Here is a 25233-nt window from a genome sequence, read left to right as displayed (position 1 = left end):
GCCTAATCGGTTTCCTCTAAAGTGAAAATATCCTCTACCGGTTTTTCAAAAAAACGGGCTAACTTCAAGGCCAGTACCGTTGATGGTACATATTTCCCTTTTTCCATAGCATTGATGGTTTGCCGGCTCACTTGTATTTGTTTGGCCAATTCTTCCTGAGAAATGTTTTTAATAGCTCTCAGTACTTTCAGATTATTCGTCATCGCCTGAAGTTTTATTGAGTTTGTAAATCTGATAATGAAACCGTATGATAAAAAACAACAACAGTGTAAATGTGTTGAAAAACAAAACGTTCAGATACGGCAATCCGTAAACAAAAATCGTAAAAAACAATATCAGCCCGTAATTGAGATAAGTGGCCCAAACCAAACTTTCATACCGTATTTTAGAAGTGAATTCGTCTTCAATTTTCAGTTTTGAAAATCCTATTAAAATACCTCCGATAACCAAACCGAAAAGTAAAAGTTCATCGGCTATACTGTTATTGATAAAAGAAAAGTATTTTTTTGGACCTAAGATGTCGTCGTTAGTAAAAGCAAAAACTTTCACAACTAAATAGTCATCAATGTTAAGGTTTGCTATCGAAATGAGGAGCGAAGCAATCAAGGAAGGAATAAATAAAAACCAGCCGATTTTTTTGAATTGGTTCGGAAGTAAAAAATGTGTTTTCATGTGAGTTGTGATTTAAATTCATTTCGAAAGTATGTTATATTTTACAAATAGACAAATAAACTTTACAAAAAGTTTGCTTTGTTTTACTTTTTAATTAAAATTATACTTGCTAATATCAATTTTTGTAACTATTTTATTATTTTTATTTTGTAAATAAAATAGGATATGTTGGTAAAGGTTTTTGGAAGTGCTGTCTTTGGGGTGGAGGCCACGACCGTGACGGTAGAAGTAAATATCGATAAAGGAGTCGGCTATCATCTGGTTGGTTTGCCCGATAATGCCATCAAAGAAAGCAGTTACCGCATAGCAGCAGCCCTGAAGAACAACGGGTACCAGCTTCCGGGAAAGAAAATAACCATCAATATGGCTCCGGCTGATTTACGCAAGGAAGGCTCTGCTTACGATTTGACTTTAGCTGTTGGTATACTGGCTGCTTCCAATCAAATTAAAGCTGATGAGGTTGATCAGTACATGATTATGGGCGAATTGTCGCTCGACGGTAGTTTGCAACCCATAAAAGGAGCTTTGTCTATTGCCATTAAAGCCAAGGAAGAGGGATTCAAAGGATTCTTTTTGCCCAAACAAAATGTAAAGGAAGCCGCTATTGTAAGTGGGTTGAATGTGTACGGCGTAGAAAATGTTTTAGAAGTAATCGGTTTTTTTGAAGGCAAGCAGGAATTAGAACCAACAGTTATTGATACTCGTGAAGAATTTTACAAAGCTTTGGATTTTCCCGAATATGATTTTGCCGATGTCAAAGGACAGGAAAGTATCAAACGCTGTATGGAAATAGCCGCTGCCGGGGGACACAACATCATTTTGATAGGCCCGCCGGGCTCCGGAAAAACCATGCTGGCCAAGCGCTTGCCCAGTATTTTGCCACCAATGACTATGAAGGAGGCCTTGGAAACTACTAAAATTCACAGCGTGGCAGGAAAAATAAAAGATGTGGGTTTGATGAACCAACGGCCCTTTCGGAGTCCGCATCATTCGGCTTCTGCAGCTGCTTTGGTAGGAGGAGGAAGCTATCCGCAACCGGGAGAAATATCTTTGGCACACAACGGAGTTTTATTTTTAGATGAGTTGCCCGAATTCAAAAGAGAGGTATTGGAGGTTATGCGCCAGCCGTTAGAAGATAGAGAAGTTACTATTTCCAGAGCTAAATTTTCAATCACTTATCCTTCCTCCATCATGTTGGTTGCCAGTATGAATCCCAGTCCGGGTGGTTACTTTAATGATCCCGATGCACCGGTCAGTTCTTCACCTGCTGAAATGCACCGGTATTTGAGTAAAATTTCGGGGCCGTTACTAGATCGAATAGACATCCATATCGAAGTAACTCCCGTACCCTTTGAAAAATTAACGGAAACCCGTCCCGCAGAAAGCAGTTTGTCTATTCGGAAACGAGTGACTAAAGCGCGTGAAAAGCAATCGCAACGTTTCGCTCATTTAGAGGGGATTCATTATAATGCGCAAATGAATACCAAACAAATCAGGGAATTTTGTGCTTTGGATGAGACTTCTTTGCAATTGTTAAAAACAGCCATGGAACGTTTAAACCTCTCTGCCAGGGCATACGACCGAATTTTGAAAGTTGCCCGTACTATAGCTGATTTAGAGCAAACCGAAACAGTAAACTCCGGTCACATAGCCGAAGCTATTCAATACCGCAGTTTGGACCGCGATGGTTGGTTAGGCTAGTTGGTTTAATTTTGAGGCAGATTTTTAATTGGGCGTAATATATTCGCGTATAATATTCTCCAAAAATTCTTTATCAATAGGTTTCGGAATGTAATCATTCATACCGTGCTCTATACATTTTTCTTTTTCTCCTACAATGGTTCCGGCGGTCAACGCAATAATCGGGATATCTCCAGAATTGGGAAGTTTTCTGATTTCGGCTGAAGCTTCATAACCGTTCATCACAGGCATTTGTATATCCATCAAAATCAAATCCGGTAATTTTTGCTGTGCTTTTTCCAATGCTTCTTTACCGTTTTCCAATTCAATTACATCAGCATTCGGGAGGATTTGTTTGACTAAGGTTCGGGCTAAAAGCATATTTATTTTATTGTCTTCTACAATAAAAATGACTTTGGCTTCATTGGAAATTACATTCGTCTTAGTATTTTTAAAAGTGAAATCGTTGGAATGATCGCTATTCAACGCTTCATTAGAGTAAGAAACTTCCAGGATGAAACTGAAAGTACTTCCTTTATCGGCCTCGCTGCTCAGTTCTAACTGGCTGTTCATTAAGCCCAGCAACTGATTTGATATAGATAGCCCCAGTCCGGTACCTCCGAATTTTTTGGTGGTAGAATTGTCTTCCTGCGAAAATGCCTCAAAAATGCGCAGTTGGTTTTTCTTTTTGATTCCGATACCGGTATCTTTTACTGAAAATTGCAGTTGTATTTTAGAGTCATCTATCAGCCTAAAAACCGAAACACTGAAGTCTATACTCCCTTTTTCGGTGAACTTGACGGCGTTGCTCAGTAAATTAATTAATACTTGTTTCAGACGGATGTAATCCACCCAGATATATTTAGGAACATTTTTATCAATGTTCAGATTGAGTTGCAGTTTCTTCAGATTGGCTTCGTATTTGATTAAATCCACCACCTGATGGGCTAAATCGGTAACGTCAAATTTCTCAATGTGCAATTCTAATTTTCCCGATTCAATTTTTGAAAAGTCCAAAATGTTGTTGATGACTTCCATCAGTGCATTGGCTGATTGATTCACCGTTTCCATATATTTTTTTTGGATGCTTTCCAGCTCAGTATTCATGAGTAGTTCGGTAAAGCCAATAATTCCGTTTAGCGGGGTTCTGATTTCGTGACTCATATTGGCCAGGAATTCAGACTTGGCTCTGTTGGCAGCTTCGGCGTAATTTTTGGCCTTGATGGCTTCTTCGGCTTCCATTCTTTGGGTAATATCTAGAAAGATCCCTACGATGTACACTATTTCATTGTCTTTAAAAATAGGTTCTCCAAATTCCTCTACCCAGATGTAATACCCTTTTTTATTGATGATTCGGTAGATTAAGTGAATTTTTTGTTTGTTTTTGAATAATTCGTTGGCTTTGCCCTGAACAATTTTTAAATCATCCGGATGCACTAAATCAATAAAATGAATTTTGTTCGACAGAAAATCTTCTTTAGGATAACCGGTTAGTTTTTCAATTTCATCATTCAGGTATATTTTAGTCCATTTTTCATCAAATTTTGAAAGGTGAACCGTTCCCGGAATGTTGTTAGCTAATAATCGGAACTTTTCCTCACTTTCCTGAATCATCGCTTCGTTTATATTGCGCTCAATAGCATACGAAATATTATTGGTAAGTGTTTGCAAGGCACTGACTTCGTCATTAGACCATTCCCTTTCTTTGGTTGAATCATCAAAAACAATGAAACCGTAAAAAGCCGATTTTACAAAGATGGGAATGAAAAGAATGGACTTAGTATTCAGTTTCTGTAAAAACGTACGCGACGTTTCGTCGGTCATTTTCCGGATAGTAGAAAAGTAAATTTTGTTTTCGAGCAATTTTGCGGTAATTCCGGGAATTACACTGTGGGGCAAATTGGTCAAGTCAGGGTTTGGTGTTGTAATGCTGTTAGCTTCAGCTGCCCAACGGTATTTTTGAGTGTAGGTTTTATTAATATTATCGCTTTCAAAAAACGATAGCTTGTCAACATTTGTTACATGTCCGATGGTTTCAAGAATTCCTGTGAAAATTTCATGGGTGTTTTTAGACAACAAAAACCGCTCGGTGTTTTTGGTAATTTCCAATAAGATGTCGCTCTTGTAGGATAATTTTTGTTCCACTTCGATGCGCATCTGCGATTCGATGGCAATGGCAATTAAATCAGCAATTGAACGTGAAAAATTGATGTCTTCATTATCCCAGTCTTTGGTAGTTTCGACCGATTCAAAGCACAGAATTCCGATAATTTTTCCGTTGATGAAGATAGGCGTGTCCAACATCGATTTGACATTGTTTTTGGGGAAATAATCCACACAAAGTTCAGCCGTTATATTGTTGTTGTACACATTGGAAGCTACTATTTGCATTCCGGTTTCAATTTTTTGAAAATAAGTTGGGTAGTTTTCTAAAGCCAGAAAAAAGTTTTTCTCAAAACGATCGCTTTTCAAATAATACATATTTTCACAACGCAATCCTTCAGGAATGTAGGACCAATAGCTCACACGGTCTATACTGCAATTGCTGCCCGATACTTTTAAAATGTTTTTTAAAATACCATTGAACGTATCCTTGTTGGAATAGCTTTGGGAAGTTAGTTTTTTGAGTGTTTCGTTGTGAATTCTGACTTTTTTGCTTCGATTGTAATGTTCTATTTCCAGATTTTTAACTAAAGTGATATCTCTGGCAATGGCCGAGTAACCAATAACTTCTCCATTTTCATTTCTTTTTAAAGTTACTTTTTGGGAAACCCAAATCGAATCACCGTCTTTTTTGAGTAACGGAAAAACCAAATCGTTGTAATCCTGGGCTTCTTCGGGAACTTCATCATAAAAAGCCACAACATACTCTAAGTAATCCGGACGGATGAATTGGCTGTAGTTTTTATTTAAAATTTCTTCTCGGGTATATCCCAAAGTTTTTTCGGTAAAATGATTCACGTAGGTGATTTGAGAATCCAAATCGACTTCATAAATCAAATCGACAGCCGATTCAATCAAGCTGCGGTATTGGTCTTTTATTTTAACCTGTTCGGTTACATCTTGTCCTATCCCAATGATGATTTCATCAGAGTATTTTTTGTCTTTCCACTGAATGTATTTGTAATCTCCATTGCTGCATTTTAATTTTCTGATGTATAGTCGCCCATCAACATAATCGTCGTGATAATCAACCCCTATGAATTCGGGGTCTTCGGTCAGATGCCAAAATCCGTAGCCTAAAACTTCCTCTACAGAGTATCCCAAAATAGATTTTACCGATTCACTACAAAAAGTCAGCTCTCCTTTTTTATTTGCTGTAATGATTAAAGAATTCCCGTTATTTACTATTATATCAGAAAAAATAAACTTATTTCTGACCCCGATTGAGGCTAAGTGTGTAGAAACATGAATTGCACTAATCGTTAAAAACACACAAAAGAGTAAAATAATCAGCTTGCCGTCAATGAATTTTCCGTAATAAGCAACCACGAGTGAAAGCACCGAAACAAAAACAAAAATCCAATAACGTGTAATGTTTTTAATAACAAAATAGGAAAGGAAGTAGCCAAGTATTAATCCTATATAGGCCAATAGTTCAAAGGGTCTGAAGAAAACATTATAGGCAACATAACAAAAGTACCCCAGATACAGAAACGTAAAAATCTTGCTGAGATGTTGGTAAATGTAGTCGTGCTTATCTGAAAGGTAATACAGTATTAAGAGCAGTCCTCCAACCGATAAATTAAAGGTCAAATGACTGGTAGCCCTTAGCTCAAAAACATTTGCAATGATTTCTATCAGCGGAATAGTTATTCCAAAAAAGAGCAAATAGATTCTGAATTGTTCCGCATTCGGTTCAAAATCAGAATATTTGTTGCTGAGGTTGAGTTTTTTTTGTACTGTTTTATTGATAGCTATGTAAAATAGCATTAAAACAATTAATAATAAGCTGATTATTATGTAACTATTGATGTTTGCAAATGAAACAAGCGTACTCAAAGTGATGTAGTTTTATCCAATTAGACGATTCCGTTTAGGGTTATTCATTTTCTGCTCCAATATACATAAAAATAGAAATACATCACCAAGTAACTATCATATTTTTAGCAATCAGGAAAACCATTTCATTATCTTTTTTATCAAAAGAAGTTTGCCTTGATAGGGAGCATACCTGAAAGGAATGTCGAGCCAGTTGGCTTTTTTTACAATCGGTTTGAGGTGTGAAAATGTATCAAAAGAGCGTTTGCCATGATAAGCACCCATACCGCTTTGACCGACACCGCCAAAAGGCAATCTTTTATTAGCAAAATGAATCACAGTATCATTCACACAGCCTCCGCCAAATGAAAACCTCCGAATCATCTTCTCCGCAAATTGGCTGTTTTTTGAAAAGATGTACAACGAGAGTGGCTTTTCATATAATCCGATGATACGCTCCAAATCGGTCTCGGTTTCATAACTCAAAACCGGGAGTATAGGCCCGAAAATTTCACCCCTCATCACCGGACTGTCTAAGTTGGGCTCATCCAAAAGAGTCGGAGACAGATAACAATCTTCAGGATTACTTTTTCCTCCGAAAATAACGGTTTCGTTTTCAAGTAAAGAAACTAACCGCTGGTGGTTTTTAGCATTGATAATGCGTGCAAAATCAGGAGAGGCTTCAGGATTGTCGCCATATGCAAGAGTTATTTCATCAATCAGAAACCGAATTAGTTCACTTTTGATGCTTTGATGCGCCAAAATGTAATCGGGAGCAATACAAGTTTGACCGGCATTGATAAATTTTCCCCAAACGATGCGCTTGGCAGCTAGTTTCAGATTGACATTTTCATCAACGATACACGGATTTTTACCCCCGAGTTCCAAGGTAACGGGCGTTAAATTCTCGGCGGCAGCTTGTGCTACTATTTTTCCGACGGCTGGACTTCCGGTAAAGAAGATGTAATTCCAACGTTGCGCCAAAAGTTGTTGTGCCGTTTCAACACCGCCCAAGACACATTCTACATGGTTTTTATCAAAAGTTTCGCTTATGATTTTGGCAATAATTTGCGAAGTATTAGGCGTCAATTCGGAAGGTTTAACCACCACTTGGTTTCCGGCAGCTAAGGCAGCTATCAAAGGCGACATCACCAATTGAAAAGGATAATTCCAAGGCGCTATAATCAGTACTTTCCCATAAGGTTCTTTGTAGATGTAATCTGTAGAAGGAAAATTTAAAAAAGAGGGCAAAACCGTTTGCGGTTTTGCCCATTTATGAATGTTTTTAATAGTATGGCTGAGTTCGGCAAGTGTATAGGCAGTTTCGGTAACCACCGTTTCAAACGCCGGTTTTTTAAAATCATCGTAAAGCGCTTTGATAATAGCTTCTTCATGCATCTGAACAGCATGTAGTAGTTTTAGTAAGGCTTGCTTTCTGAAATGGATGTCCGATATAAAATTCATTTTGGTTCAGTTAGCCCGATTAGTTTTTTAGCCAATAAATAGGGTATTCGGTTTACAGAAATGCCCAACGGAAACCGGTGTATATGTCGGCTTGTTTGCTGTCGTTGATTAAAGCCGTTACCATAGAGCCTGAACCTAAGTAAAATCCTCTGAATCGGAATCCGAGACCTACATTAGTCCCTGAAATTTCATTGTTATTTACCGGTAAAAATGCTTCAAAGAAACCAATATTAAATCGCGGTGTCACGGTAAATGTATTGACTGTTGTGATTTGGTCATTGCCTTCATTATCCTGTAGTTTTTGTTGTAAAAACCCCGATACGTAGAATTTTGGGACAATTTTAAAATCAGCATACAAATTAATCATTGCTGGTAATTTTACTTTAAAATCCTTTCCACCTGTGGTTTTTGTAATATACCCATTAGTCGATAAAATTTCTTCTACTTCTTTTAAGTTGTCAACTCCATCAAATTGACTCAAATCTAAAGGGCCGGGTTCTTGGGTGTCAAAAATGTAATTAGTTGATTGGTTATTACCGTCTTTAAAAGTCATGCTTCCCATATTTTTGAAAGCCAATCCGGCATTAATTTTATAGTCTTTGCTGCCGCCTTTCCATTGGTAATTGAAACCAATATCGATAGCCGTTCCATTCAATCCTCCAAAAATAGATTTACCATAATCGCTGAAGTTAGTGAAACTATCAGCCAAATTACCCGAATAAGCAATATTCAATGTGGCCGGTGAGTTGGTGGTTAGGTATGCTCCGGTAGGACCTTCACTAATTTGACCATTCAGATTAGCCAAACCAAAGTTGGAATAAGTCCCCGGAAATAAAAATTTAAGGGTTAATCCGGCACTGAAACTGTGCTTATCGTTTTCAAATAAACTGCGGGCGGCTGATAGTCCCAACTCACCATAGGCTACTCCGTTCAAACGCTGATTGTTGGTGCTGTTCAATGGGATATTAGTGAGTACAAAATTATCGTTGGTAATCGCTTTCCCAATATCCGGATCCACATCGGTAATGTTGAAATTAGCATGTGCTTTGGTAGTAATAGCGAATCCCCATTTCATCCATTTCATGGCAAAACCCGGGCCTAAAATTTCGGCATCAACACGGGCATCAACCGGATCGGTGCCTTTAAAAAGCAGTTCTTCAAAATTAGCATCCGAACTGATGTCGCTGAAACCAATTTTATTGTTGGCTACATTGAAACTGAGGCCGTAAATATTAACTTCAAATCGTTTTGAGAGGTTAACAAATTCGGCAGGATTCATGGCTCCGTTTAAAATGCCAACTCGGTTTGAGGTACTCATCCCGGAGAAATGGTCTTGTGCAAAAGCACTAAAACCCATAAGAAGGCCAAGGGTTACAATGGTTTTTTTCATAGTAGGAAGTCATTTGGATTAAAAATCAAAAGTAAATATACAATTTTACTTTTAAATCAAATTCCAAATAACATCTTTTGGTGTGGGAGCCGTAATTTCAAGAGTTTCTTTGTTGACGGGGTGGATAAATACCAATTTCCGTGCATGCAGATGAATCCCTCCATCAGGATTGCTGCGGTCAAATCCATATTTTAAATCTCCTTTAATAGGACAACCAATAGCCGCTAGTTGCGCTCTGATTTGATGGTGCCTTCCGGTGTGCAGATTGATTTCTAAGGCGAAATAATGGTCTAATTCTTTGATGATGGTATAATCAAGACTGGCTTTTTTACTTCCGGGAACTTCTTTCAAATGCGCTTTGGAAGTATTGTTTTTTTCGTTGCGTTTCAAATAATGTACAAGCGTATCTTCTGTTTTGGGTGGTTTATTCTTGACTACAGCCCAATAGGTTTTTTTAGTTTCTCTGTTGCTGAACAATTCGTTTAAACGTGTCAGAGCTTTACTGGTGCGGGCAAAAACAACTATTCCGGTGGTTGGTCTGTCCAGCCGATGAACAACTCCAAGAAATACTTCTCCGGGTTTGTTGTATTTTTCTTTGATGTATTCCTTAACCACTTCAGAAAGGGGTTTGTCGCCGGTTTTATCGCCTTGTACAATATCGCCGACACGCTTGTTCACCACAATTATATGGTTGTCTTCGTGAAGAACCTGTAGGTTTTCTTTAGTTGAGACTATTTTCAAAATCGATTGTTGGATTTTTTGATTGTTGGATTATCAGACAATTAATCTGGAACGGAATTTCGTTGTCATTTTGATAATGATGTCCAAATCATGAACTAATTTATCTAGCTCTATTTGATTGATGTATCCCAAATCAAAAGCGATTAATAACTGTGTTTCTATTTCATAAACAGAACCTATTGCAATTTCGAGAAATCTTGAGAATTCTTTGTTGCTTATCCTCGAACAGCCTTCAGCTATATTCGATGGAATAGAAACGGAAGCTCTTCTTAACTGATTTGTTAAGCCGAATTTCTCACTATCGGGGAAATGAGCTGTTACAGAATATATTTGTGAGCAAAACAAGCGACTTAATTTCCAAATTTCTAAATCTTTAAATCTATGCATATTTCTAACAATCTGATAATCTAAAAATCTAACAATCTGAATTAATACTGCTCATTCTTATTCGGGAAATCCTGCGATTTTACATCCTCCACATATTGTCCGATAGCTTGGGTCATTCCTTCGTACAAGTTCATGTAACGGCGTAAAAATCTCGGACTGAATTCGTTGTTCATGCCCAACATATCGTGAATCACCAAAACCTGTCCGTCCACTCCGCCACCGGCACCAATGCCAATCACCGGAATCGAAATGGTCTTAGCCACTCTCTCGGCCAAGGCCGCCGGGATTTTCTCCAATACCAAGGCAAAACAACCAATTCTTTCTAATAATTTAGCATCTTCCAATAGTTTTTCCGCTTCGGCTTCTTCTTTGGCTCTTACTGTATAGGTTCCGAATTTGTAAATCGATTGTGGCGTCAAACCCAAATGACCCATAACCGGAATTCCCGCGTTCAGGATGCGTTTGATACTTTCTTTAATTTCACTTCCGCCTTCCAGTTTTACCGCATGTCCGCCGCTTTCTTTCATGATTCTGATGGCTGAGCGCAAAGCTTCTTTCGGGTCCGATTGGTAACTTCCAAACGGCAAATCCACCACGACCAAAGCTCTGTCAATCGCTCTTACTACAGAGGAAGCATGGTAAATCATTTGGTCCAATGTAATCGGTAAAGTGGTCTCGTGTCCTGCCATCACATTACTGGCCGAGTCACCCACCAAAATCACATCAACTCCGGCCGAGTCAACAATTTTAGCCATAGTATAATCATAAGCCGTCAGCATCGAAATCTTCTCACCGTTGGCTTTCATGTCAAATAAGGACTTGGTCGTAATTCTTTTATAATCTTTTTTTGCAGTTGACATAAGTGTTCGTTTTGGAACTGTAAAAGTATTAAATCTATTTCGGATGCAGCGTCCAATGCGAAATTATCTTATTTTTGTCTCCAAAGTCAGGAGCGTATGGTTCGGGCTCTGAGTAAACCATATTCCCGCTGTCCGCGCTACACGGTAGCCACTCCCATCGGGGCTAAACAGCCAACCGTGAAAGAATTAGGAATTAGGAATTAGGAATTAGGAATTAGGAATAAAGATATTAACCAACCACCACCAACTATCAACCAAAAAAACATGCCTAAAATATTAATCATCGAAGACGAAGCTTCCATCCGAAGAGTATTGGTCAAAATACTTACCGAAGAAAGCGATACTTATACAGTTGACGAAGCCGAAGACGGCAAACAAGGATTTGAAAAAATCAAAGCCGAAGATTACGATTTGGTATTGTGCGACATCAAAATGCCCAAAATGAACGGCGAAGAACTGCTTGAAGCGGTCAAAAAAATAAAACCTGAAATCCCCATGGTCATGATTTCCGGTCACGGCGATTTGGAAACGGCAGTCAACACCATGCGTCTCGGAGCCTTCGATTACATTTCCAAACCACCCGATTTGAACCGTTTACTCAATACCGTTCGCAATGCTTTAGACAAAAAGCAATTGGTGGTCGAGAACAAAATCCTCAAGAAAAAAGTTTCCAAAAACTATGAAATCATAGGCCAAAGTGAGCCCATCAATCAGATCAAACAAATGATTGAAAAAGTAGCTCAAACCGATGCCCGCGTTCTCATAACAGGCCCCAACGGAACCGGAAAAGAATTGGTTGCCCATCAACTGCACGAAAAAAGTGAACGGGCTCATGCACCCATGATTGAGGTAAACTGCGCCGCCATTCCATCAGAATTGATAGAAAGCGAATTGTTCGGTCATGTGAAAGGAGCCTTTACTTCAGCCGTTAAAGACCGCGCAGGAAAATTTGAAGCGGCTGATGGAGGAACAATTTTTCTTGATGAAATTGGCGATATGAGTCTTTCGGCTCAGGCCAAAGTATTGCGCGCTTTACAGGAAAGTCTGATTCAAAGGGTCGGTGCTGATAAAGACATCAAAATCAATGTCCGGGTAATTGCCGCAACTAATAAAGACCTGAAAAAAGAAATAGCCGAAGGACGTTTCCGCGAAGATTTATACCACCGTTTAGCTGTGATTTTAATCAAAGTTCCGGCATTAAACGACAGAAGAGACGACATCCCGTTATTGATAGAACACTTTGCCGTAAAAATTGCTGAAGAACAAGGAAATGCTCCGAAATCTTTTTCGAAAGATGCGGTTAAACTGCTTCAGGAATACGACTGGACGGGTAACATACGCGAACTGAGAAATGTAGTCGAAAGACTTATCATTCTTGGGGGTAACGAAATATCAGAAACCGATGTAACCTTGTTTGCATCAAAATAAATAGTAGCCATCAGCATTTTTGCTAAAGCTAAAAGCCAATAAAATGAATTTAAAAAAAATAAACCCCAACCTGCAAAAAGCACTCATCGAAAACGGATTGACCGAAGCCAATGAAATGCAACAGGAAACTTTTTCAACCATCAAAAGTGGCGCCGATGCCGTGATACAATCTCCCGGAGGAACCGGCAAGACTACGACCATCGTTTTAAATGTCCTTCAACGATTGGAAAAATCGCAAGGCGAAAGCACCCGGGCACTCATCATCGTTGAAACCAAAGAAAAAGTGATGGAAATGGAAGAAATGTTTTTAAAATACGGAACCTATACCGACTTAAGCATCTTGGGTGTGCACGACAAAGGCGATATCGATTATGATAAAAACGTCATTTCAATGGGACTGGATGTGTTGATTGGAACGCCCAATAAAATTAATGCTATGTTCTCTTCAGCCGGTTTCAATATCAATACCATAAAAATGTTTGTTATAGACGATGCCGATGTGCTTTTCCGTTTGCGCCATGATGCTATAGTACAGCGACTCTCTATGAGTATCGAAAAAACGCAACGTTTGTTCTTTTGTTCGCAAATCACAGAAAGGGTAGAAGTTTTGGCAGATAAAATAATGATTGAACCACTTTTTTTCGAAATGGAGGAGTAGTCATTACAATTTATATAATTTAATTACTAAAAAAATGGGCTTAATAAAAATATTCTCAGGAGAAGAAATCTTGGCCGTTACGTTAAAACAAAGATTGGAAGAAGCCAATATTACTGTGGTCCTCAGAGCCAATAATCAGGCCAATGTGTTGCCCAGTATTTCAACAGCTAAACCAGTAGAACTGTTTATTCAGGAAGTAGATTACGGCAAAGCCAGTCCGGTGCTCGAAGCTTTTCGGATGAGTCTTTAAATGATTTGATAAAATCTGAATACTATTGTTTTTTCTTCTCATCAACAGAGCAGAAGAATAATTGCCTCATTGTCAAATTAAGCTATCTTTGCCGCTTCAAAAACAAAAACTTCCAAGCTCAGCAAGTAGCCTGAGAAGTCTAAAAATCTTAGCAATCCAATGATTACCGTAAACGACATAGCCGTTGAATTTGGCGGCACCACACTCTTCAGCGACGTAACGTTCGCTATTAATGAAACCGATAAAATAGCACTTATGGGTAAAAACGGTGCCGGAAAATCAACCCTGCTCAAAATTGTAGCCGGTGAAAACAAACCCACATGCGGAGCCATCACAGCTCCCAAGGAAGCGGTAATTGCCTATTTGCCTCAGCATTTATTGGCAGCAGACAATTGTACCGTGATGGAAGAAGCATCGAAAGCTTTTTCAGAAATATTCAAAATGAAAGCGGAGATTGATGAAATCAATGAACAACTCACCATACGAACCGATTATGAAAGCGATGAGTACATGAAATTGATTGAACGGGTGTCAGAGCTCAGCGAAAAATATTATTCTATTGAAGAGGTCAATTACGAAGCCGAAGTAGAGAAAGTCTTAAAAGGTTTAGGATTTGTTCGCGAGGATTTCAATCGTTCCACTTCTGAGTTTTCAGGAGGATGGCGTATGCGCATTGAACTGGCTAAAATCCTGTTAAGACAACCCGATTTGATTTTGCTTGATGAGCCTACCAATCACTTGGATATGGATAGTATTCAATGGTTGGAGGACTTCTTAATCAATCAAGCTAAAGCTGTTATGGTGATTTCCCACGACCGTGCTTTTGTCGATAATATTACTAATCGCACCATCGAAGTAACGATGGGACGCATTTACGATTACAAAGCCAAATATTCTCATTATTTGGAGTTGCGCAAGGACAGAAGAATTCACCAACAGAAAGCCTACGACGAGCAGCAAAAATTCATTGCCGAAAATCAGGCATTTATCGAGCGCTTCCGAGGCACTTTTTCCAAAACAGAACAAGTGCAATCGAGGGTTCGTATGTTAGAAAAATTGGTTCCGGTAGAAATTGACGAAATTGATAATTCGGCCCTGAAACTCAAATTCCCTCCATCAGTGCGTTCAGGACAGTATCCGGTGATTGTGCGCGATTTGGAAAAATCTTATGGCGATCATTTGATTTTTAAAGATGCTAATTTAGTCATTGAACGCGGACAGAAAGTGGCCTTTGTGGGTAAAAACGGGGAAGGAAAATCAACTATGATCAAAGCCATTATGAAGGAAATCGAAATCAATGGAGGTTCGGTAGAGATTGGACATAATGCTCAAATTGGATATTTTGCCCAAAATCAGGCTTCGTTGTTAGATGAAAACGCTACCATTTTTGAAACGATTGATAACATTGCTGTAGGCGAAATCAGGACGCAAATCAAAAATATCCTCGGAGCTTTCATGTTCCATGGCGATGACATTCAGAAAAAAGTAAAAGTACTTTCGGGCGGTGAGAAAACACGTTTGGCTATGATTAAACTCTTGCTAGAACCGGTAAATCTGCTGATTCTAGATGAGCCCTCCAACCACCTCGACATGAAAACCAAAGACATCATCAAAGAAGCTTTGAAAGATTTTGACGGAACGTTAATCCTAGTGTCGCATGACCGTGATTTCTTAGATGGTTTGGCCGAAAAAGTATTTGAGTTCGGAAACAAAAGAGTCAAAGAACATTTTGAAGACATCAAAGGGTTCTTGGCTCACAAAAAGATGGAAAGTCTGAAAGAAATAGAAAAATAGCAATTTACAAACTCGCATAAATAAACCTTGGTTGTTTCAATACAGCCGAGGTTTTTTTATATTTACACTTATACAAGAAATTATGAAAGCAATAACTTCTGAAGACTTCAGGGCAAAAGATACCGTTCGGTTGTCAAAAATCCCGACTCGTATGACAACGGAAATGAACCGTGAAGAACTTGCTGAAAAACTGTTGAATATACAACAAAAACTCAGCAAGCGCCAAGATGCTATGTACGCCCACAACCGACATGCAGTACTGATTTGTCTGCAAGGAATGGATACCAGCGGAAAAGACAGCCTGATTCGGGAAGTATTCAAAGAATTCAATCCGCGCGGGGTGGTGGTGCACAGTTTCAAAACTCCGACATCGGCCGAATTAGAACACGATTACCTGTGGCGCCATTACATCGCCTTGCCCGAAAAGGGAAAGTTTGCCGTTTTCAATCGCACTCATTATGAAAACATACTTGTCACCCGTGTGCATCCGGAGTATATCTTGGGCGAAAATCTGCCGGGAATTGAAAAAGTAACGGATATACCCGAGGATTTTTGGCAGGAACGCATGAAACAAATCAATCATTTTGAAAAATACATTGCGCAAAATGGTACACAGGTGCTTAAATTTTACCTGCACATCAGCAAAGAAGAACAACGTCAAAGATTATTGCATCGCCTGGAAAATGCAGAAGATAATTGGAAATTTTCGGTTGGTGATTTAAAAGAGAGAGAGCATTGGGAAGATTACATGCAGTATTACGAAGAAGCCATTAATACAACCTCTACCCAACACGCTCCCTGGTATATTGTTCCTGCCGATGATAAAGAAATATCACGGTATATTGTTGCCAAAATCATTTGGGAAACTCTGGAGCAACTCACGGATATTGCCGAACCCGAATTGGACCCGAAAGTAAAAGCCAATATTGATTTTTATAAAAACCAATTGAAACCATAAAAACTGATTATCTTTGCGCACTCAAAAAAAAGCAAAGTGAATCTAGCCCAATACACCAAAGAATTCAGATACAATATGCAATTGGCTTATCCTGTGATACTGGGTATGCTGGGGCATACATTAATAGCCATCGTTGATAACATAATGGTTGGTAAATTGGGCAGTACTGAACTCGCGGCTGTTTCTTTAGGCAACAGTTTGGTGTTTGTAGCCATGTCGTTGGGTATTGGTTTCTCAACCGCTATTACACCTATAGTTGCCGAAGCTGATGCCGAAAAAGACAACAGTAAAATACGTTCGGCTTTTCACCACGGATTGTTTTTGTGCATCATTTTAGGGTTTGCTCTTTTTGGTTTGGTGGTATTGGCAAAGCCGATAATGGAATTGTTACACCAGCCGGAAGAAGTCATCACTTTGGCCAAACCTTATTTGGATTGGGTAGCTTTTTCATTAGTGCCTTTAATCATTTACCAAGGATACAAACAGTTTGCCGATGGATTGTCGATGACCAAAATTTCGATGTATGCTATTGTGATGGCTAATATCATTCACGTGCCTATAAACTATTGTTTGATATACGGAGTTTGGATTTTTCCAAAAATGGGCATACTCGGAGCTGGTTTGGGAACTGTGATTTCGCGTTTGGCAATGGTAATTTTTATGCACATCATTCTCTCTCGTAAAGAACAGTTGAAACAGTATTTTCACGAGTTCAGTTTTGATGAAATCAAGAAGGAAACCATTAAAAAAATTGTCAATTTGGGGTTGCCTTCAGCTATGCAAATGCTGTTTGAAGTGGTTTTATTTACAGCGGGAATTTGGCTGTGTGGAAACATCGGTAAGACAAGTCAGGCAGCCAATCAGATTGCACTGAGTTTGGCTTCGATGACCTTTATGTTTGCTATGGGGTTGAGTGTGGTTTCCATGATAAGGGTAAGCAATCAGCGTGGATTAGGCGATTACAAACAGTTGATTGTCGTGGCGCGTTCCATATTTTTATTGGCTATAATCATAGAAATCATTTTCGCGGTTATGTTCGTTGCGTTGCACCAAGTGTTGCCTTACCTGTTTCTGAATATGGAAAATGAAACCCAATTGTTAGACAATCAGGAAGTAATTTCTATTGCCGCCAGACTATTACTGGTGGCTGCTGTTTTTCAAATTTCCGATGGTATACAGGTGGTGGTTTTAGGAGCGCTTCGCGGTTTGCAGGATGTTAAAATCCCTATGTACATTACCTTTGTGGCTTATTGGTTGGTTGGTTTCCCTATTTCGTTTTATTTGGGCGAACATACCCAACTGAAAGCAACCGGAGTTTGGATAGGCCTTTTGGCGGGTTTAACAGCCGCTGCGGTTTTTTTATTCCTGCGATTTCATTACCTGACCAAGAAGTTGGTTTTGGAAAATGAAATCAGCTAATCAATCATGCTGTCAAACAACATTTAACAGAATTGTAACAGACCGATTTATTTTTACTTTTGTACTAACATTTTCGTGTCCGTCTATTATCCGTCATCTATTCGTCTATCATCTAAAAAATAAAACACATGCAATTACCAAAATTCGTACTCGCTGACAACTCTGATTTTCCTGAAGATATTTTTGTAATTCACCTTGATTTTCCGCGCTTTATCATTAATTTAAAAGACGATGAAGTAGAGTTTTTGGAAGATTTGGAAGGTGAAGATGAAACCGAACTGGAATCGGAAATGGAACATTTGATTACACTGGCAGGGGAGTTTTACGATAAAGAAATGGAGGCCTACGAAGAGTAATTTAGAGAGAAAAGAAGAAGTCGTTCCTATTCTTTTTTGAAATAATGACCTAACAAATGCTGTGCAGCAGCAAATGGAGAACGTTTGTTTTGCAGTACTTCTTGTTGTGTGGTCATCAGCATTTCGGCTATATCCGGATGTTGGTAAAAACGTTGTTTAAGTTGCTCATTGATGGTTTCCATCATCCAGTATAAACTTTGTTCCTGACGTTTGTTTTCGAAATAATGATTGCTTTTGACCAATTCAAAATAATTTGAAATCGTTTTCCAAACCTCGTCAATTCCGGTTTTTTCATAAGCACTACAAGTAGAAGCCGTAGGTACCCATCCCGAACTTTTAGCCGGAAATAAATGCAATGCCCGGTTGAATTCGGTTTTGGCCAATTTGGCTTTAGCAATATTATCACCATCCGCTTTATTGATGACGATAGCATCGGCCATTTCCATAATTCCACGTTTGATACCTTGCAATTCGTCGCCGGCACCGGATATTTTTAACAGTAAAAAGAAATCCACCATGCTGTGAACGGCCGTTTCGCTTTGTCCTACACCAACGGTTTCTATGATTACCGTATCAAAACCGGCAGCTTCGCAAAGGATAATTGTTTCACGGGTTTTTCGGGCCACGCCACCCAGAGTTTCTCCTGAAGCACTAGGTCTTATATAGGCGTTTTCATCTTTGACCAACTCTTCCATTCGGGTTTTATCGCCCAAAATACTGCCATGCGATATCGTACTGCTAGGATCTACCGCCAATACGGCTACTTTTTTTCCTATTGAGGTTAAATAGCTTCCGAAAGCTTCGATAAAAGTACTTTTTCCCACACCCGGAACCCCGGTAATGCCAATGCGCACTGATTGGTTGGCGTAGGGTAAACAGCCTGTAATGATTTCATTGGCTTTTTCCAAATGAGCAGAATTAGTACTTTCTACCATAGTGATAGCGCGACTCAAGGCAACTTTGTCCTTGTTTAAGATACCTTCAATGAGCTCCTGTGCAGAAGGCTGAACTTTGCGCCTGTGTACAATCTTGGCCATAGCCGACTGACTGAAAACTTCGGGTTGTTCAACGCCCTCTTTTTCGTGTAAAGCACTTGGTTTATTTGACTCTTGATTCAATGGAAAATCGTTTGGGTAAATTTAGTAAAATAATTTGCGCCGAAAATTGAAAAAATGTCATTTTTCATCCATGTATGAAGGGATATTTATTCTTAGGATTGACGTACTCTAATTCTTAGCTTGGCACATCGCCAACTTTAACATTTTCTTAAGTTCATTTCGCTTCACATTTTAGTCTGTTTGCTTTTTTTGCCGTTCCTTTGCACAATAATTTTTCACCTTTCGAATGGATAACATTCTATTAGTTTTTCTTTGCTTACTCATGGGATTGGGGATGCAACGAGTTTCAGCTTTTCCTAAAAACGGACACTTAGCCCTTAACCAATTTGTGATTTATATAGCTCTGCCTTCATTGGCATTGTACTATATTCCCAAGGTTTCCGTATCAACCGATTTGCTTTATCCGTTGGGTATTGCCTGGATTGGTTTTATGATGTCGTTTGTCTTTTTCTATTCCATAGGAAAAAAACTCGGCTGGCCAAACCGATTAATTGGCTGCTTGGTTATTACTGCCGGACTGGGGAATACTTCATTTATTGGTTTTCCAATCGTTCAGGCACTTTATGGCGAAGAAGGATTAAAAACAGCAATCATAGTCGATCAACCCGGTTCTTTTGTGGTAATGGCTACACTTGGGATTATTACTGCCGGAATTTTTGCCAAAGGCGAACCCAGCCGCAATGAAATCATTAGAAAGATACTACTTTTTCCGCCGTTCATAGCTTTTGTTCTCGCATGTGTACTGAATGTTCTGAAAGTTGATTTCAACGAGCATTTTCAAACGGTTTTTCAAAAGTTAGGAGCTACAGTAACGCCGGTAGCTTTAGTTGCTGTCGGGCTTCAGTTAAAAATTGACAAGCGAAGTCAGCACTGGAAATTCTTAAGATTAGGATTATTGTTCAAACTGTTCATTACTCCCGCTGTTTTCTTTGTGTTGTATAAAATAATTTTGGGAGGTAAAGGCTTGGCTGTAAATGTTTCTATTATAGAATCGGCTATGGCACCCATGATTACGGGAGCAATTCTGGCTTCTAATTATGGCTTAAAACCCAAGCTGAGCAGTATGATGGTGGGCATCGGGATACCGTTGTCATTCCTTACACTGGCTTTTTGGTATTTCATTTTAAATACTTTTTAAATGGATTCATTGGTAAACGCATCGTCCAAAAAAGATTTAGCGCAAAAGACGGTTTATTCCATACTGTTTTCCATTAGCTTTGCGCACTTACTGAATGATTTGATTCAGGCAGTAATTCCTTCGGTTTATCCTATTTTGAAGCAGAATTACAATTTGTCTTTTTCTCAAATCGGATTGATAACGTTTGCCTTTCAGTTAACGGCTTCACTGTTTCAACCTTTCGTGGGGTATTATACCGATAAATATCCGAAACCTTTTTCACAGATTTACGGAATGTTATTCTCCATGGCCGGAGTTATTTCCATTGCTTTTGCCAATAATTTTTACTGGATATTGATTTCGGTTATGCTCATCGGTACCGGTTCTTCTATATTCCACCCCGAGTCAGCACGTATTTCCAATATGGCATCGGGCGGAAGAAGGGGCTTGGCACAAGCTATTTTTCAGGTAGGCGGTAATTTCGGAACGGCATTAGGTCCATTGCTGGTAGCTCTTATCGTGGTTCCTTACAGTCAAAAACACCTGCTTTGGTTTGTATTAGCTGCCGGAATCGCCATTGCCATTATAAGTAAGATTGCCTTTTGGTACCGCGATCATTTAATCCACCGCCAACAGAAAAAAGTGGTTTTTGCCGATTTTCAACGCTTAACTAAAAGCAAGGTAAAGTGGGCCATTGTCATTTTGCTGGTTGTGATTTTCTCTAAGTTTTTTTACTCCGCAAGTTTATCAACCTACTACACGTTTTATGTGATGGATAAATTCCATTTAACCATCAAAGAAGCCCAATTTCACATGTTTATTTACCTGATTGCCTATGCAGCCGGAACCATTTTAGGCGGGCCTTTGGGGGATAAGATTGGACGAAAATACGTGATTTGGCTATCTGTTTTCGGAGCGGCACCTTTTGCTTTATTGCTGCCCTACGTCAACTTATTCTGGACCGATGTACTTATGGTCATCATCGGAATGATTATTTCTTCGGCTTTCCCAGCTATATTGGTCTACGCACAGGAATTACTGCCTAGAAAATTGGGAATGGTGTCCGGTCTTTTCTATGGTTTTGCTTTCGGAATGGGAGCCTTGGGTTCAGCGTTATTAGGCAAATTGGCTGATTTTACCTCCATTCAATACGTGTATCACGTGTGTTCTTTCCTGCCGCTGATAGGCATCATTTGTTACTTTTTACCGAATTTGAAAAAAGGCTAGGAGCGAAAGGTCCGGGCTATTTAATAAACCCTGTTCCCGCTGTCCGCGCTACACGGTAGCCACTCCCATCGGGGCTAAAAAGGATTTGTCTTTTCTTTTTGTTATCAGTACATTTACGTCTCAATTTTTACAAAATGTCACTACAACCCGAAATAATTCAAAAGCTTACCGCTATTGTTGGTGAAGCCTATATTTTTACTGATATAGAAACCCGTGAACACTACGGCCACGATGAAACCGAAGATTTGGTATTTCCGCCCAGTGTGGTAGTAAAACCAGCCAATACACAGGAAATAGCCGCCATTTTAAAAGTAGCTAACGATTATAAAATACCGACCACACCCATAGGAGCCCGCACGGGTTTGAGCGGTGGTGCTTTGTCTATTTATGAGGGTATTGGTTTATCAACTGAGCGTTTGAATAAAATCATCGAAATTGACGAACAAAACCTTCAGGTAACGGTAGAAACGGCAGTAATCAATCAGGTTTTGCGCGAAGCTGTGGCCGAAAAAGGTTTGTTTTACCCCGTCGACCCCAGCAGTATGGGCAGTTGTTGGATAGGAGGAAACATTGCAGAAAACGCCGGTGGAGCCAGAGCGTTAAAGTATGGTGTCACCAAAGATTATGTTTTAAATTTGGAAGTGGTTCTGCCCAACGGGGAAATCATTTGGACCGGAGCTAATACCTTGAAAAACTCTACCGGATACAATCTGACTCAGCTAATGGTAGGCAGTGAAGGAACATTGGGTGTTATCACTAAAGCCGTCCTGAAACTTTTACCGCAAAACAGTCATAACGTCTTAATGTTGGTGCCTTTTTACAAGGCACATGAAGCTTGTGAAGCCGTATCAGCCATTTTCAGGGCAGGTATTACCCCTAGTGCTTTAGAATTTATGGAACGCGATGCCATCGACTGGACTCTCAGATTGGTAGAAGGGATCAGTGTAACGGTAAAACCTGAGCATCAGGCGCACTTACTGATTGAGGTTGATGGCAATTACCCGGAAGTATTGATGCAGGAAGCGGAAAAGATTTTGGCAGTAGTCGAACAATTTGAAATCGATGAGGTGCTGTTTGCCGACACCGAAGACCAAAAAAATGCCCTCTGGAAAATGAGACGTTCTGTAGCCGAAGCGGTAAAATCAAACTCTGTTTATAAAGAAGAGGATACAGTAGTGCCAAGATACATGCTCCCGGAATTACTTTCAGGTATCAAAAGAATTGGAGCTAAGTACGGATTTCAATCGGTGTGTTACGGACATGCCGGCGATGGCAATTTGCACGTCAACATCATCAAAGGCAACATGACCGATGACAATTGGCGAACTCAAGTGCCGTTAGGCATACGCGAAATATTTGAGTTAACGGTTTCGCTCAAAGGAACGCTCTCAGGAGAACACGGTATAGGCTACGTTCAAAAAAACTTTATGGATATTGCATTTACCCGCACTCATCTGGAATTGATGGAAAGCATCAAGCGCGTATTTGATCCCAATAATGTCTTAAATCCCGGGAAGATTTTTCCTGATGAATTATAAAGAGAGTCCCGGCAAGCCGGGACTTTTTGATTATCTGTCAAAACTTACTACAGACTGCAGTTATTTTGGATTTCAAGGTTGTTTATTTATTGTTTTTACTAATTGTTAAAAAACAATAAGTATTTTATTTAATTTTTTTAAAACATATAAAAGATTGATTATTTTAACTAAATTTAAAATTAATTTATTGAATTAATACGCCTGGACTATGTTGAATGAAGCCATTGTGAATAGTATTTCCGATTTAATTTGGAGTGTTGACAGAGAGTATAAATTGATTGCGGCTAACAATGCTTTTTTAAAGACGGTCAGAGATTCAACCGGAACGACTTTTAAGATAAATGAATGCGCCTTAAACCGGGAAGCTTATCCGGAAGACTATCTTAATCTTTGGAAAACTTTTTATGACCGTGGCTTGTCGGGAGAGATTGTTAAGGAGGAAATTTGCGTTCCCCGAAAAGATTCCGATCAAATATATTGGTTTGAAGCCAATATTCATCCTATGTACTCCAAAGATGAAATCATAGGCGTGGTTTGTTATGGTAAGGATATTACAGAGCGTAAAAACGTATTGAAATCGATTCAGGAAAATGAGCAACGGTATCAAAGTATTTTAAATAATCTTGAAGCCGGAGTGGTGGTTCATAATCCTGATACTTCTGTACGAAATTGCAATTCAAAATCCTGTGATTTATTAGGGCTCACCGAGGCCCAAATGAAAGGAAAAATAGCTATTGAATCGGAATGGAAATTTATAGATGAAGATTATTCAGAGCTTCTGTTAGCTGATTTTCCCGTGAATCAAATCATAAAAAGCAGGCATCCCCTTAAAAATTTTACGATGGGTATTTACAGACCGACTCAAAGTGATGTGGTTTGGGTAATGGTCAATGGTTTTCCGGTTTTTGATCATGATCAGCAAATAGAAGAAGTAGTCATTACTTTTATAGACATTACAGATCGTAAGGAAATGGAAATGGAGTTGGTAAAGGCAAAAATTCAAGCGGAAGCTGCAAGTAAGGCTAAATCTGATTTTTTGGCCAATATGAGTCACGAAATCAGGACTCCTTTGAATGGCATCATTGGGTTTACCGGGCTCTTGATGCGAACAGATTTGGATAAAAACCAATCGGAATACATGACCATGATTACCGATTCTGCTTCAACACTCATGGAAATTGTAAACGATATTTTGGATTTTTCTAAAATCGAAGAAGGCAAGCTCGAACTGAATGAACATACTATTGACATTTTCGCCGTTTCACAGCAAATAGTTGAATTATTCAGGCATGAAGCGGATCGCAAAAAGATTGATTTAAAATTGACTATTGATAGTCAAATTCCACAGTTTATTTTGGCGGATGATTTACGATTAAAACAAATTTTGGTTAATCTAATCAGTAATGCTCTCAAGTTTACGGCTTTTGGTCAAATACATATTGATATTCGACTGATTGTTAAAAATGAAGAAGAAACAACCATACAATTTTCTGTAAAAGACACCGGTATGGGAATTCAAAAGCAGAATCAGGAAAAAATATTTCAGTCCTTTGTACAGGAGGATACAACTACGAGCAGAAAATTTGGTGGTACCGGATTGGGCTTAGCTATTTCTAATAAGTTGTTAGAGCTCATGAACAGTAGATTGCAGCTAATCAGTAAATATGGCGAAGGCAGTGATTTTTATTTTGAGGTAAAGTTCAAGATTCAGAATCATATCAGTTCACAGCTGGAACAAGAAAAAGATCAAACAAGTGAATACGATTCAATTCTTTTTGAAGAAACTTTGAATATTTTAGTGGTAGAAGACAATCAGGTAAATCTTTATTTGGCCAAAACATTACTGAAACGATTGATCCCAAATGTAACTTTATTTCAAGCTTTTGATGGTGTTCAGGCATTGGAAATTTTTGAAAGAGAATCATTAGACATGATTTTTATGGATATTCAAATGCCCAGGATGAATGGATATGAAGCAACAGTAGCTATGCGTAAGCATAGTCAGGGTAATATGATTCCGATAATTGCATTAACAGCCGGTATTATGCCGGGAGAAAAAGAGAAATGCTTTGAGGCAGGAATGAACGATTATTTGTCGAAACCGCTCATTGTTGACGAATTGCGAAAAGTGCTTCAAGTATGGATTGAAAAGATAAAGAATAATCATAATTGATGACATAAAGAGAACCCCCAAC

21 protein-coding genes are annotated in these 25233 nt (G+C 39.0%); 12 read left to right on the top strand and 9 right to left on the bottom strand.

Going from position 1 to position 25233, the window contains the following annotated elements; genetic code table 11:
- Window positions 1-2: 2 nt before the first annotated feature.
- Together EZL74_RS07340 and EZL74_RS07335 are read right to left on the bottom strand one after the other, a co-directional pair.
- Entirely contained in the window at window positions 3-203 is a 201-nt protein-coding gene (locus EZL74_RS07340) for a helix-turn-helix transcriptional regulator (RefSeq protein ID WP_131475958.1), read from the bottom strand.
- On the bottom strand, window positions 193-672 hold the full coding sequence (locus tag EZL74_RS07335; RefSeq protein ID WP_131475957.1) for a hypothetical protein: 480 nt from the start codon (window positions 670-672) through the stop codon (window positions 193-195). Before EZL74_RS07335 ends, EZL74_RS07340 begins: the two co-directional genes overlap by 11 nt.
- Window positions 673-837: 165 nt before the next feature.
- On the opposite strand from EZL74_RS07335, the gene EZL74_RS07330 reads away from it, so the two are divergent.
- A complete protein-coding gene (locus EZL74_RS07330; RefSeq protein ID WP_131475956.1) occupies window positions 838-2373 on the top strand; it encodes a YifB family Mg chelatase-like AAA ATPase in 1536 nt (511 codons plus the stop codon).
- Window positions 2374-2397: 24 nt separating this feature from the next.
- Here the strand turns inward: EZL74_RS07330 and EZL74_RS07325 are convergent, their stop codons facing one another.
- From EZL74_RS07325 to panB, 6 genes are all read right to left on the bottom strand, one after another.
- Window positions 2398-6285, bottom strand: a complete 3888-nt coding sequence (locus tag EZL74_RS07325; protein WP_131475955.1) for a PAS domain S-box protein — start codon at window positions 6283-6285, stop codon at window positions 2398-2400.
- A gap of 180 nt (window positions 6286-6465) precedes the next feature.
- On the bottom strand, window positions 6466-7797 hold the full coding sequence (locus tag EZL74_RS07320; protein WP_131475954.1) for an aldehyde dehydrogenase: 1332 nt from the start codon (window positions 7795-7797) through the stop codon (window positions 6466-6468).
- A gap of 52 nt (window positions 7798-7849) precedes the next feature.
- Window positions 7850-9187: a hypothetical protein gene (locus tag EZL74_RS07315; RefSeq protein ID WP_131475953.1), complete on the bottom strand. Its 1338-nt coding sequence runs from the start codon at window positions 9185-9187 to the stop codon at window positions 7850-7852.
- Between the two features lie 51 nt (window positions 9188-9238).
- On the bottom strand, window positions 9239-9928 hold the full coding sequence (locus EZL74_RS07310) for an RluA family pseudouridine synthase (RefSeq protein ID WP_131475952.1): 690 nt from the start codon (window positions 9926-9928) through the stop codon (window positions 9239-9241).
- A 33-nt stretch (window positions 9929-9961) separates the two neighbouring features.
- Window positions 9962-10315 carry a four helix bundle protein gene (locus tag EZL74_RS07305; protein ID WP_131475951.1) on the bottom strand — a complete coding sequence of 118 codons (354 nt, stop codon included), beginning with the start codon at window positions 10313-10315 and terminating at the stop codon, window positions 9962-9964.
- Between the two features lie 41 nt (window positions 10316-10356).
- Window positions 10357-11175, bottom strand: a complete 819-nt coding sequence (gene panB, locus EZL74_RS07300; protein ID WP_131475950.1) for a 3-methyl-2-oxobutanoate hydroxymethyltransferase — start codon at window positions 11173-11175, stop codon at window positions 10357-10359.
- A 264-nt stretch (window positions 11176-11439) separates the two neighbouring features.
- Here panB and EZL74_RS07295 point away from each other — a divergent pair, with 264 nt between their 5' ends.
- The 7 genes from EZL74_RS07295 (at window position 11440) to EZL74_RS07265 (ending at window position 18038) form a co-directional block, all read left to right on the top strand.
- Window positions 11440-12603: a sigma-54-dependent transcriptional regulator gene (locus tag EZL74_RS07295; RefSeq protein WP_131475949.1), complete on the top strand. Its 1164-nt coding sequence runs from the start codon at window positions 11440-11442 to the stop codon at window positions 12601-12603.
- Window positions 12604-12646: 43 nt separating this feature from the next.
- On the top strand, window positions 12647-13261 hold the full coding sequence (locus tag EZL74_RS07290) for a DEAD/DEAH box helicase (RefSeq protein WP_131475948.1): 615 nt from the start codon (window positions 12647-12649) through the stop codon (window positions 13259-13261).
- A gap of 34 nt (window positions 13262-13295) precedes the next feature.
- Window positions 13296-13511 carry a putative signal transducing protein gene (locus EZL74_RS07285; RefSeq protein ID WP_131475947.1) on the top strand — a complete coding sequence of 72 codons (216 nt, stop codon included), beginning with the start codon at window positions 13296-13298 and terminating at the stop codon, window positions 13509-13511.
- Between the two features lie 159 nt (window positions 13512-13670).
- Window positions 13671-15305: an ABC-F family ATP-binding cassette domain-containing protein gene (locus tag EZL74_RS07280; RefSeq protein WP_131475946.1), complete on the top strand. Its 1635-nt coding sequence runs from the start codon at window positions 13671-13673 to the stop codon at window positions 15303-15305.
- A gap of 82 nt (window positions 15306-15387) precedes the next feature.
- Window positions 15388-16263 carry a PPK2 family polyphosphate kinase gene (locus EZL74_RS07275; RefSeq protein ID WP_131475945.1) on the top strand — a complete coding sequence of 292 codons (876 nt, stop codon included), beginning with the start codon at window positions 15388-15390 and terminating at the stop codon, window positions 16261-16263.
- A 36-nt stretch (window positions 16264-16299) separates the two neighbouring features.
- The gene (locus EZL74_RS07270; protein WP_131475944.1) at window positions 16300-17682 is read left to right on the top strand and encodes an MATE family efflux transporter; all 1383 of its coding nucleotides are present in this window, start codon (window positions 16300-16302) and stop codon (window positions 17680-17682) included.
- A 128-nt stretch (window positions 17683-17810) separates the two neighbouring features.
- Entirely contained in the window at window positions 17811-18038 is a 228-nt protein-coding gene (locus EZL74_RS07265) for a hypothetical protein (protein ID WP_131475943.1), read from the top strand.
- Window positions 18039-18064: 26 nt separating this feature from the next.
- On the opposite strand, the gene meaB is transcribed toward EZL74_RS07265, so the two are convergent.
- Complete coding sequence (gene meaB / locus EZL74_RS07260; protein WP_240034570.1) at window positions 18065-19156, bottom strand: methylmalonyl Co-A mutase-associated GTPase MeaB; 1092 nt, start codon at window positions 19154-19156, stop codon at window positions 18065-18067.
- Between the two features lie 226 nt (window positions 19157-19382).
- Between meaB and EZL74_RS07255 the strand changes: the two genes are divergently transcribed.
- The 4 genes from EZL74_RS07255 (at window position 19383) to EZL74_RS07240 (ending at window position 25211) form a co-directional block, all read left to right on the top strand.
- Window positions 19383-20294 (top strand): AEC family transporter, encoded by a 912-nt coding sequence (locus EZL74_RS07255; protein WP_131475942.1) that lies wholly within the window; start codon window positions 19383-19385, stop codon window positions 20292-20294.
- Window positions 20295-21500, top strand: coding sequence for an MFS transporter (locus EZL74_RS07250; protein ID WP_131475941.1), 1206 nt, complete (start codon window positions 20295-20297; stop codon window positions 21498-21500).
- Window positions 21501-21634: 134 nt separating this feature from the next.
- On the top strand, window positions 21635-23038 hold the full coding sequence (locus EZL74_RS07245; protein ID WP_131475940.1) for an FAD-binding oxidoreductase: 1404 nt from the start codon (window positions 21635-21637) through the stop codon (window positions 23036-23038).
- A 208-nt stretch (window positions 23039-23246) separates the two neighbouring features.
- A complete protein-coding gene (locus EZL74_RS07240; RefSeq protein ID WP_131475939.1) occupies window positions 23247-25211 on the top strand; it encodes a PAS domain-containing hybrid sensor histidine kinase/response regulator in 1965 nt (654 codons plus the stop codon).
- Window positions 25212-25233: the final 22 nt, after the last annotated feature.

Source organism: Flavobacterium silvisoli (assembly GCF_004329815.1).
Lineage (GTDB): Bacteria > Bacteroidota > Bacteroidia > Flavobacteriales > Flavobacteriaceae > Flavobacterium > Flavobacterium silvisoli.
The sequence above is the reverse complement of the archived record's forward strand: the minus strand, read 5'-3'. Positions and strand labels throughout refer to the sequence as shown.